The organism is Winogradskyella sp., assembly GCF_003712105.1.
GTDB lineage: Bacteria > Bacteroidota > Bacteroidia > Flavobacteriales > Flavobacteriaceae > Winogradskyella.
Genome location: NZ_RHLG01000005.1, coordinates 317,483 through 330,108 on the forward strand (window position 1 = coordinate 317,483; position 12,626 = coordinate 330,108).

Here is a 12,626-nt window from a genome sequence, read left to right on the forward strand (position 1 = left end):
TCAATATTAATTTCCAAAATTATATCGTAATGTAAACCCAGAACGAATTGAGGTTTGTGGAAAGGACGTTGAGATTGCAAAATCAGAGAACGAATAGTCGAAAAAGAAAATTCCGGTTAGGTTTCTATCAAAAGCATACTCGGCATTTAATTTAGCACTCCAAATTGTTTGCCCTGCAGTAATTTGATTATTTTCTAGATCAAGGTATCTAATAATTGTTAGGTTATCTCTAACATTTGCATCTAAGGTAACGTTTAAATCACTACCCACGTTACCACCTCTTCGTGAACTTAGTTTTTTAAAGAGTCTAACATTCTTAATTCTATAACCAAGACCCAAGGTATATTCTTTACTTTGTTCTTCTGTCATAAGATTATTATCAAAACTTAACAATAATAAACGACTTGTTCTAACCTCAGCAGTCAATTGAAGAGAATTTTTCATAGTTGCCTCTATACGAACTAATGGACTAAAACTTTCTTCAAGATTAATACTACTAAATAGCGTTTCACTCTTAAAGTTACCACCTTGATCAAGTTCTGTTGGGTTTAGAGGATCGAAATCTAAGTTGGTTCTAAACTGATTAATACTGTATGTCGAACGATACCCATGTTGCAAAGAGAAACGTTTAAAATTCTTTCTAAACCAAGGTAATTTCATTAAACCTGTGTACTTAATTTGCCAATTAGGAATTGGAACATCTCTGAAGGCTCCCAAACTCACCTTATCTGGATTACTACCATGGTAGGCCGATAAAAATGCTGGTAATAGTACTTGTTGACTATTTTTACCATAACCTAGCGGAAATCCATCAGGGTCTAAATTTGCAGGGTTATTGATATCAATGCCAGCATTAGTTGCTAGTCTATTGGCAATTATTATTCTATTAGCTCTAAATTCATCAAAGGCAGCGGAAGCGTTTTCATCACTTTTGCTAAATGCAGTTCCGATTAATGATGTAGAAATATTAAAGTTTCCGAATGTATTGGGTGTTAATGAACGATAATCCAATACACCATCGGTACCAAATTGGCCTTGAGCGTCTAAGAAATCTTCAACTCTAAAATTCTCGGCAAAATTTTCTTGATAATTTCTACTTCCAATTAAATCAATTTTTAAATCGCGCATTGGCTCTAGATTGGCTGTAAAATCTAGCCTTCTATCTGTATTCTCTGTATACTGCTGGTTAAATTCTGGGAACAAGGTTAACCATCCATTTTGTGCTACACGCTGTCTAATATCTCGTTGACTACCAAATGTAAATCCTAGAGATGGTCTTGCTGTGCCAATAAAACCAGGAGTATTTAAATATCCAGGTAAAAAGGTTCCATTATTTTCTACATAGTTAATATTAACACGTTTAATCATGGTCAATACATCCAAAAATGCATTTCCTATTTTCTTACCTGTACTCTTTTTACTTTGTGGTGTACTTGGTGTGTTAGCTCTGTTACTTCCTGCTCTACGTGATGTATTTCGCCTTACATTATTATTAGCCTTTTTAATACCGAGTTCTTTATATAAAGACTCCATATTAAGTGTTGTATTTATGGTGTGCGTATTAGAATTTTGAATGGTATTACCAAGATTAAAAGTTCCTAAGACATTTCCATTAATGTCTGTTTGCTCAAAATTTAGGTTCAAATCTGATCCTTTTTGCCATCTAAAATCACTATTATAGGTATAGGTTGTTTTGAAGAAACTCAAAATCGGAATTTTATTCAACGGCAGCTCGTAGTTAACCAGTAATTGTTGATTCTGAATATTAGGGTCTCCAACATCAAAGAAACCATCCCAAATATTTAATTCAGGGTCTTGGCGACCATTTAATCTATCATCAATAAAGTAATTACGGACAATGTTGTTGTTACTTGCTGTATAATTTAGACTTAAATTATCAGTTAAGTTATAATTAAATGCATACTGAAAGTCAAACGTGTAATTGCGCCTAAACACTTCTTCTATTCCAATATTATTACCAACGAGTGCTACTTCTCTAAACCTCTGACTATTAAAGTCTCTATTGATATCTGTATTTATTGAGAAGTTTGTAGGTAATAAATTAACATTAAAATCTTTGAGAATTTTCCAATACCTACCTGTAAATAAAGAATCGTTTTTCTTAAACGGTTCAAGCTTCTTTTGTTGAAACCCATGAGAATAGTTAACGCCAGCTCTTATGTTTTGTTGAAGTGATTGTTCTATTTCAAAATCACGATGTTCAATTTTATTATTTGAATAATTAAAAGTAAAGTTTTCCACGTCATAAAAACGTGGTGTCTTATCTGTTGTTCGCTGTTTCTTAACACCAATAAAGTTGATGCTTCTTCGCTTTGTATAATTCTCGGATTGCCGCTCTATTTGCCTTGCCTCTTCAGCGGATTGCGCAGCATTTACACGAGATTCTAAGGTTAAGTCATTATAAAAAGCATCAAACTGAGGTGTAATTAATTCTTCTCCTTGCGAATAGTTTAATGGTAAATTAATACCCCATTTTTTTGGTAGTAATTGTCCTAATCTCACGTTAGTAACTACATCGTAGCCAATAACATCTTCTCTGCTTCGTTCATTAGGGTTTTGTTCTAAACCACCAAAACCAATAGTACTCCGTTTTCCTGATGCACTTATGGTTGCAAAATCAGCAAAGTTTGTATCCATCGCCATAATGGCTGCCCAACCGCCTTCATTCTCTAAGTCAGACATACGTAATTCATTAAACCAAACCTCACCACAAGCAGGTGTCCTTAATTTACCAGAATGCTTAAGTCCAACCATAAGTACTCTAACATTTCCAAAATTAGGATTTCCTTTTATAGCAACTCGAGTGTTTTCGATACCAAATACATTATTACCATCTTCATCTTCTGGGAATTCAGGAACAGAATTATCACTAAGCTCACCGTTAATCACATTATAATACGTTGGGTTTTCATTAGCTAAAGTCTGATCGGCAATGCCCCGTGCTTTTATCTCTTGAAAAATTGATAATGGTATATTAATTTCATTCTCTTCAGGCCATATGCGACGCTCTTGTGATACGTTGTCTGTAATTAATTCACTGTTCTTAAGAGGTATTTCAACCTGGTAAAAGTTATCTGTGAAATCATTACCTAATCTTATAAAAGCAACTAATTCATCATCTTCTAAAGTCTGATTCTCTTGAGATTCAGCATGCAAAAACATTCTAAGTTTTTTATATTGACGCATGTCAAGACTTATGTTTTTAAATACTCCTCTTGAATCTGTGTCAACCAAATTACATGCTTCAAGAACTAAAGATTGTTCGTTTTGACGAATAACATTATTATTATTGTTAAGTTCCTCGCGTCTAACTCCAGGAGGAATAACATAATTGCCGTCATTTTCTTGAATGCCAATTATAGCCACATTGAACTCTGCATCAGGACTATTGTTACTAGTATCATTGTCCAAGTCTTGCGTAAAGCGTCTCCAATCGCTACGAACCAAATCCAAAGTCGCAAAACGCATTACGGTATTCTCTACGAAATCAGTTAAGTATAATCTAGCAAAACGCACAGAACGAATATCAGTAATTCCTCCAATTGCTCTTGTCGGCTCAGAAATAGGCATTCTAAATTGATACCAAGTCACATCTCTAGTTGTACCGTTTGGTAATGTTACTGCTGCAACTTTTATATCATTAATTCTTGGGTTATTTTCATTTAACGTATTAGGTGTAATATCTATTTCGTACTCAAAATAACTATCAATAGTATTCATGGTATTATCTCTATTGATATCTTCAACATCTGGCTGTGTTGTATTACCTCTATTGGTTTGAGAGAATTCGTCTGGTGTGTTACCCTCAAAACCATTATAAAAGCGGTAACGTTCAAAAATATTTCCTGGAGTATTTAAAAAATAAGAATAGTTATCTAATGATGGGTCAGGGCCAAAATCTAAAGTTTGTGCTGCTTGTTGCTCTAGGAAATTTACAAGGCCTTGCTCCTCTGCATCATCGTATCCATCAAACCCCACGTCTTGATTAACGCGCTCTTGTCCTGTTGTTCCAAATGTATAAATCAACGATTGGTTTTGAGGTACGGCATAAGGTGTTTGAAGCGTTAAATTCTGAAGAAAATCAATATTGCCATCTTCTGGTAATCCGTTTTCAAATTGTTTTTTACCATCTTTAAGAACGTCCTCAGAAATATTACCTAAATTGATAGTTATTTTACCACCTGGATTTGTAGGATTATCTAAAAATGGATCTTGCACCCAAAATTCAATATACTCCACATTGGCCTGCTCGAAATTTGTAGATGTAATTTGTCTTGTAATACCTGCCCAACTGTCATTTGGGTTTAACGCTTGGTTATTGGCAGCTGATGGATCAAAATTATATGGTCCTCTTTCGGTTGGGTAATATGCCAAATCCAAGGTATTCACCACAGCCAATTGTCCCTGTACTAAATCGATCTCTGGGAATATCTCTCTTATAAAAACTCGTCTTGTATATAAATCTGAAATATCATTATCCGTTATTTCTGATGGTCGTTGTGGCCCATAGAAAATAGGATCAATTGTATACCAGTTCAGAAACGCACGGTCAAATCCGTTTTGTATACCTGGGTCATCTTCACCACCTTGCGCATAAACTCTACCTAATTCTCGTGGTCTACTCGATAATGACCAAGACAAAGGTGATAATAAATCTATATTACCTTGAGTACCTTCAAAATCATCAATATAAGCCGTAGCTTCACCATTAAAATCTGTTCCCTTTGGTGCGCCGGGAGCCAAATATGCAAATTCTCCTCTAACTGAGAAATTAGATGGCACATCAGTATCAATATTTGGTAGCTTATTTACAAGCCTAGTAAAGAATGGGACTTCGGTAGCAAAGTTTCCATTTATTCCAAAAATAGTGTTGTTAATTGGTTCAGAGTCGAAGTTAGCTTTTTGCGTAATTGGTCGTTCATTCAGATTTAAAAATGTACCACCGATTAAAAAGTTCTCATTAAATTGGTGCTCTACATTAATACCTGCAAAACGTCTAGTTTGCTGACCAAATAGTGCATTATTTTCGACCGATACGTTAATCGGTGTATTGGACGCTTTTAATCCTTCATCTAATATTTCAACTCTTCCTGCAGCATAATTAACAACATAGTCGACACCTTCAACTAATACTTGTCCATTTGCTGTTACTCTTACCGAACCACGTGCTGCATTAAATGGAATAGGAATACCGCCGCTCCCGCTATTACTTTTAAAACGCCCTTTTATTTGGAATTTATTCTTTTCAGAATCATCTAAGGCCTGAGTTTTGGTAGTGCTATATAGCAAATCATAAACATACTTAGCCTGATTGGGGTTATATGAACTAGGGTCGTCATAATCTTCCGTTGGACCATTAGGATCTGATAATACATCGAACAGGTAGTTACCAAATGGTTGTACTTTGGTGAAAATGATTTTACCATTCTGAACGAGTATGGTTTGGCCATTTACAAAATCGAAGAAACCATCACCACCTTCTTGTGGATCTCCATTAAAATTTAATCGGTCTAAATGAAACAATCTAATTAAAGGTGTTTCTTCAATTTCGGTATCGTCCGTTGGTGTGGATGTATTATTATCATACAATTGCGGGAATGGTACAGGAACACCATTAACTTCCGCTGGCGTAATATAGTTTAACGGTGAAGCTTCTGTGTAAAAAATGTTTAATCGAAAATCTTCTTGTGATAACTGAAATGCTCCCGTGTCGTAAATATTTTTCATCATCAAATCCCAAATAGGCTCATCTACTGCAACCACAGCACTCTTGAGCATTTTCAGGATTAAACTTTGGTTGTTTACTACTTGATTTCCATTATTACCCGTTTGAACATCCGTAGCATCTACCCCATCATTGGCAAACTCACCAACCTGAAATACTTGTCCGTTTATGGTATATTGAAAAGCAACTGCTAATACTTCATCATTTAGTAATCTTTGATTTAACGAAATATAACCTAGTTGGGTATTGAGTGTATAATCTTGACCTTGGTTAAGCTTACGTGCACTTTCTAAAATACCATAATCAAATCCTTCATTTACCTGAACATTAACTCCACTTTGAACATTAGTAATATCACGAACATTATCATTTAATTCTGATATAGCAGCTCCAATATTTGTAGGATCAAAGTTATTGTTTCCATTGTCAGGTAAACTCGTGGTTGGCACATTTACAAAATCTGGAGGAGCTGTGTCTAATCCTATACGCTCTGCTTCACCTAAATCTTGGAACGCTACAACGTTTCTTACATTTTGCGTTTGGTTATTTCTATTTGTCACCCAAACTTCAAGCCTTGTAATTTGAATGTTGTTACTTATATATGGATAAGTAAGCATTGCCCTGTCGTAATTCTGCTCAAAATATTGCGCTAAAAAGAAGTGGCGATTCTCATCATAGTCTCGCGCAAAAAACTCAAACTCTTCTAAGGTTCCACCTCCTTGTGCGGTAACAGAACGTGATTCGGACTGCTGTTCTGAAAACACAGCAGTAACTGTAGTTTTGCCAAATTGCAATTGTGTTTTTACACCAAACAAGCTTTGGGCACCAGTGATTAATGAGCTATTAAGCGGCATATTAACATTACCTATCTCTATCTTCTGGATAATATCGTCTTCTGTTGGTGTATACTCTAACTTTACAAGATTTTGAAAATCAAAGGTGCGCTCAGTATCGTACTGTGCATTAACCTGAAGCCTTGTTCCAACAGTACCGGTTAAACTCATACTAATCCGTTGGTCAAAATCGAAGGTAAAATTACTTCTATTTCTCGGTGTAAATGTTGGATTATCCTGCTGAGAAAAAAGCACTCCCAAATCTATATCAACAGATCCTTGAGGAATAACAGTTATTTTATTTCCTCCAAATATTGTTTCAAAAAAATCTGAATTGACATAAAAATCCGGTAACAAGTTTTTCTGTGCGTCTTCACTTCCTTCTTTCTGACCGGCAGTTGCGTCTATCTTTTCTTTGTAATAGGCATTTAATTGCTCGCGCAATACTAATCTTTGAAATTCTTCAGGAGTTAATATCAATGGATAATTAATATTAAACTTTCCAATTTTCTCGGTATATATGTATCTATTTAAAATAGGGTCATACGTGTATTTCGACTGAATACTACCAACTTGTGGGAGTTTTATATCTCCAAATGCAAATGTTGTTTTGGTTGAGTCTTGAGCCGCCGGATTGGTCTGAGCAAACATTACTCCAAAACAAAGTATACCTACTACAGATAGGCATAATTTCAATTTTGTTAATAAGGAAGAGTTATTAGTATTGGTCGAATTCAAATGTTTTATAAATTTTTTAAAGCGTTTTTAATTAAGGATTCTACATTAGCATCTGGTGTTTGTGATATTAATTTATCGATTACTTTTTCAGACTGCTTTTTGTTAAAACCTAAAACTTCTAATGCAGATAACGCTTCACTTTTGTTAGTATTGTTCTGGGTTACGGAAACTTCGTCTATTCCATAAACCTTTAACACTTTATCTTTTAAATCCAAGATTACACGCTGGGCAGTTTTTGCACCTATTCCTTTTACTGACTGAATCAAGCTAACATTACTTGATGCTATAGCTTCTTTAATTTCATCAGGATTAAGTGATGAAAGCATTGTACGTGCAGTACTGGCTCCTACACCACTAACAGAAATAAGGAGTTTAAATATTTCTCGTTCTGTTTTTGTAGAAAAACCATATAGCGTATGCGAATCTTCTTTAACTTGAAGATAGGCGTATAATTTTAGATGTTCTCTATCTGGTATTTGCCCAAAAGTATGCAATGAAATATTGAGCAAATAACCCACACCATTGCAATCAATAACTACATCTGTTGGATTCTTCTCAACAAGCTTTCCCTCTATGTGTGTAATCATGTAGTTAATAAAAAGTTAATGCCTCCAAATGTAATAAAATTATTGAGACTTAAAAGCCTTAAATATAGGAATAAACTTACCCTAAAAAATGAAAGAAAAAACCTGAGCATTAAAGGCGTGAATACCATAAAACATAGGATGATTTTGAGACTTTAAAACGACATCATCTTATAAATGGTAATTTTTATATGTTTAACGGCAAATTACCTTTTTTGCTTTCGCATCTCCCGTTCTTGTGCATCTATTACAGCAATTGCAGTCATATTGACAATTTCGTCTACACTTGCACCTAGTTGTAATATGTGAGCTGGTTTTCTTAAGCCCATCATGATTGGCCCTATTGACTCAGCTTTATTTAACTCTTTAAGTAGTTTATAGGTAATATTTGCTGACTCTAAATTTGGAAACACAAGTGTGTTTACTTTATGTCCTGCTAACTTAGAAAATGGAAAAATATCTTGAAGCATTTCTGAGTTTAAAGCAAAGTCTGTTTGAAGTTCTCCATCAACTATCATATTTGGATTTGTTCTGTGAAGATACTTGACCGCATCTCTTACTTTCTTAGTTCTCTCATTATCTGAAGATCCAAAATTTGAATATGAAATCATTGCAATAACAGGTTCTATACCAAACATTTTTGCTGCAACTGATGTCATTTGAGCAATCTTAGCTAAGTCTTTAGAGCTAGGATCTATATTAATCGCAGTATCACTTAAAAACATTGGACCACGTTGGGTCATCATCACATTGGTGGTAGCAATTCTACTTACACCTTTTGCAACTCCAATAAGTTCTAACATTGGTTTTACAACACTAGGATAACTTCTAGAATAGCCAGAAATAAGTGCATCTGCATCACCTTCATTTACCATCATTGCTGCAAAATAATTACGCTCACGCATTACCTTTTGAGCAGAATACTTTGTAACACCATTTCGGTAGTGTTTTTTCCAATACGCCTCAGCATATTTATTTTTCCTTTGAACTTCTTCGTCAGATTTTGGGTCTATAATCAAGACATCTGCATCAAATTCTATCTCCTCCATTAAGTCAAGGATAGTTTTTCTACGACCTAATAAAATAGGAACAGCAACACCTTCTTCGTAAACAATCTGTGCGGCCTTTAATACATCTAGTTGGTCTGCTTCTGCAAATACAACACGCTTTGGATTTGTACGTGCCCTATTTAACAACAAGCGAACAAGCTTGTTATCTGACCCTAATCGTTCTAATAAGGTATTTCTATATTTTTCCCAATCTTCGATAGGTTGCTTCGCAACACCACTTTCCATTGCGGCTTTAGCAACCGCTGGAGGTACTTCAGCAATAAGTCTTGGATCGAATGGTTTTGGAATAATATAATCTTTACCAAAAGTTAACCTTGTTTCACCATAAGCTATATTTACTTGTTCAGGCACAGGTTCTTTTGCAAGTTGAGATAAGGCTTTAACAGCCGCCATTTTCATGGCTTCGTTAATTTTTGTAGCTCTTACATCTAATGCGCCTCTGAAAATAAATGGAAACCCTAAGACATTATTAACCTGATTAGGATGATCGCTACGACCTGTTGCCATAATGATATCATCTCTTGTATCTACTGCAATTTTGTATCTAATCTCAGGATCTGGATTAGCCATAGCAAAAACAACAGGATTTTTTGCCATTGTTTTTAGCATTTCAGGTGTAACAATATCGGCCATAGATAAACCTATAAATACATCGGCATCAACCATGGCTTCTTCTAAAGTATTTATATCTCTATGAGTGGCGAATTCAGCTTTTTGAGCAGTAAGGTTTTCTCTATCCTTTCTAATAACTCCTTTGCTATCAAGCATTACAATATGCTCTGATTTAGCTCCAAAAGCCTTATATAGTCTTGTACAAGAAATTGCTGCGGCTCCTGCGCCGCTAACGGTAATTTTTACTTTATCAATATCTTTTTCGGCAAGCTCTAAGGCATTAAGTAATGCTGCAGCAGAAATTATAGCGGTACCATGTTGATCATCATGCATTACTGGAATATCCAACTCTTCTTTAAGACGTCTTTCGATTTCAAAAGCTTCAGGTGCTTTGATATCTTCAAGATTAATCCCACCAAAAGTCGGCGCAATATTTTTAACCGTTTCAATAAATTCATCTACGTTTTCAGTATCTACTTCAATATCAAAAACATCAATACCTGCGAAAATTTTAAAAAGTAGTCCTTTACCTTCCATTACAGGTTTAGAAGCTTCAGGACCAATATTCCCAAGACCTAATACAGCAGTACCATTAGATATTACAGCTACTAAATTACCCTTAGTAGTGTATTTATAAACATTCTCTTTGTCCTTATCTATCTCTAAGCAAGGTTCGGCTACACCTGGTGAGTATGCTAATGACAAATCACGTTGAGAAGCATATTTTTTAGTTGGAACTATTTTTATTTTACCTGGGGTTGGTTTAGCGTGGTAGACTAAAGCTTCTCTTCTTTTACTTTCCTTGCTCATAATTTGAAACTAAATTAAGCGACAAAGATAAGGATTGTCTTAGTTAATCTTTTAAAAAGTTAATGTTACGAGTAAGTCCTTTAAACTTAGTTCGTTTTATCGCAGATTTTTTAAATACTTTTCTAAACGTATCTTCAGTTATTTCTTCCCAATCTCTTTTTGTCATGGACAATAATTCTGGGTGTGGATTAAATAATGGCTCTTGATGTGGTTGGCTAAATCTGTTCCAAGGACAAACATCCTGGCAAACATCGCACCCAAACATCCAATCATCAAACTTCCCTTTAAACGCGTTAGGAATATTATCCTTAAGCTCAATAGTAAAATAAGAAATACATTTACTACCGTCTACAACAAACGGATTAACAATAGCTTCGGTTGGGCATGCATCAATACAAGCAGTGCAGGTGCCACAGTGATCGGTTGTTGGTGTATCGTAATCCAACTCTAAATCTATGATGAGTTCTGCAATGAAATAGAAAGAGCCTATTTTTTGAGTTAATAGATTGCTGTGCTTACCTATCCAACCCAATCCAGATTTTGCAGCCCATACCTTATCTAATACTGGAGCAGAATCTACAAATGCACGTCCATTAACTTCTCCAATTTCATTTTGAATTGTATATAGTAGCTCTTTTAATTTGTCTTTAATGACGAAGTGATAATCAGTGCCATAAGCGTACTTAGACACCTTAAAGGTGTTTTGACATTGCGTCTCTTTCGGAAAATAATTTAAAAGTAAAGAGACAACACTTTTAGAACCTTCAACAAGTTTTGTTGGATCTAATCGCTTATCGAAATGGTTTTCCATGTAGCGCATTTCGCCATGCATGTTTTTATTAAGCCAAGCTTCAAGTCTTGGTGCTTCCTCTTCTAAAAACTCGGCCTTACTAATACCACAAGACAAAAAACCGAGGCGCTTTGCTTCGGTTTTAATTAATTCTGTGTATTTGCTTCTATTATTCAAAATAAACCACCTTGTGTTGGTCCTTTTATTTTTCCTAAATGTTTGTAAGCCTGCTCTGTAACTTCACGTCCACGGGGCGTTCTCATAATAAATCCTTGTTGGATTAAAAACGGTTCGTAGACTTCTTCAATAGTTTCAGAACTTTCGCTTACTGCTGTTGCTAGTGTTGTAATGCCAACAGGACCACCTTTAAATTTCTCTATTATAGTGGTTAGTATTTTATTATCCATTTCATCTAAACCATGTGCATCAACATTTAATGCTTCTAAAGCATATTTGGCAATAGCGATGTCTATATTTCCATCGCCTTTTATTTGCGCAAAATCTCTAACTCGTCGCAATAATGCATTAGCTATCCTAGGTGTACCTCTACTTCGTCCTGCTATTTCTATTGCGGCTTCCATGGTAATTGGCATGTTTAATATTGAAGCGCTTCGCTGTACAATTGTAGTTAAGAGTTCGGTATTGTAATATTGAAGTCTACTACTTATACCAAAACGTGCACGCATTGGAGCAGTTAATAAGCCCGAACGTGTTGTTGCACCGACAAGAGTAAATGGTGCCAAATTAATCTGAACAGTACGTGCATTGGGTCCAGATTCAATCATGATATCAATCTTATAATCTTCCATTGCAGAATATAAATACTCTTCTACAATTGGACTTAGTCGGTGGATTTCATCTATGAACAAGACATCCCGTTCTTCAAGATTGGTAAGCAAACCAGCTAAATCTCCAGGTTTATCCAAAACAGGACCAGAGGTAACTTTAATTCCCACATCTAATTCATTTGCTAAAATATGTGCTAAAGTTGTTTTTCCCAATCCGGGAGGCCCATGAAATAAAGTATGGTCTAATGCTTCACTTCTAAGATTAGCTGCTTGAACAAAAATCTGAAGATTTTCTAGAACTTTATCCTGACCTGTAAAGTCTTCAAAAGACAATGGTCTTAATCGTTTTTCAACATCAAGCTCCTCAGGAGAATAATTTTCGTTAGTAGGATTTAGGTTTTCGTTCATATAAAACAAATATAACGAAAAAGCCTTTCTGAATTCAGAAAGGCTTTTCAATTATACTATTAAACTTACACTAATGGTGTAGTTCTTCTTCTCCGTCTTTCATCGGTACATTTTGAGGCACAAAGTCTTCGTCATGACCTGGTTTACTATAATCATAAGACCAACGGTAAACATGTGGTATTGCTCCTGGCCAGTTCCCATGCATATGCTCAACAGGTGCTGTCCACTCTAAAGTATTAGATCTCCA

5 protein-coding genes and 1 pseudogene are annotated in these 12,626 nt (G+C 35.2%); all 6 read right to left on the minus strand.

Annotated elements, in window-relative coordinates:
- Window positions 1-6: 6 nt before the first annotated feature.
- Window positions 7-7,275, minus strand: a complete 7,269-nt coding sequence (sprA, locus tag ED556_RS12810) for a cell surface protein SprA (protein WP_366663755.1) — start codon at window positions 7,273-7,275, stop codon at window positions 7-9.
- 47 nt (window positions 7,276-7,322) lie between these two features.
- A complete protein-coding gene (gene ruvA, locus ED556_RS12815) occupies window positions 7,323-7,904 on the minus strand; it encodes a Holliday junction branch migration protein RuvA (protein ID WP_296324530.1) in 582 nt (193 codons plus the stop codon).
- A 203-nt stretch (window positions 7,905-8,107) separates the two neighbouring features.
- Window positions 8,108-10,393 (minus strand): NADP-dependent malic enzyme, encoded by a 2,286-nt coding sequence (locus ED556_RS12820; protein ID WP_296324533.1) that lies wholly within the window; start codon window positions 10,391-10,393, stop codon window positions 8,108-8,110.
- A 43-nt stretch (window positions 10,394-10,436) separates the two neighbouring features.
- Window positions 10,437-11,360, minus strand: coding sequence for a tRNA epoxyqueuosine(34) reductase QueG (gene queG / locus ED556_RS12825; RefSeq protein ID WP_296324536.1), 924 nt, complete (start codon window positions 11,358-11,360; stop codon window positions 10,437-10,439).
- Entirely contained in the window at window positions 11,357-12,379 is a 1,023-nt protein-coding gene (ruvB, locus tag ED556_RS12830; RefSeq protein WP_296324539.1) for a Holliday junction branch migration DNA helicase RuvB, read from the minus strand. Before ruvB ends, queG begins: the two co-directional genes overlap by 4 nt.
- A gap of 70 nt (window positions 12,380-12,449) precedes the next feature.
- A pseudogene (locus tag ED556_RS12835) lies at window positions 12,450-12,626 on the minus strand (cytochrome c oxidase subunit I); the annotation flags it as partial.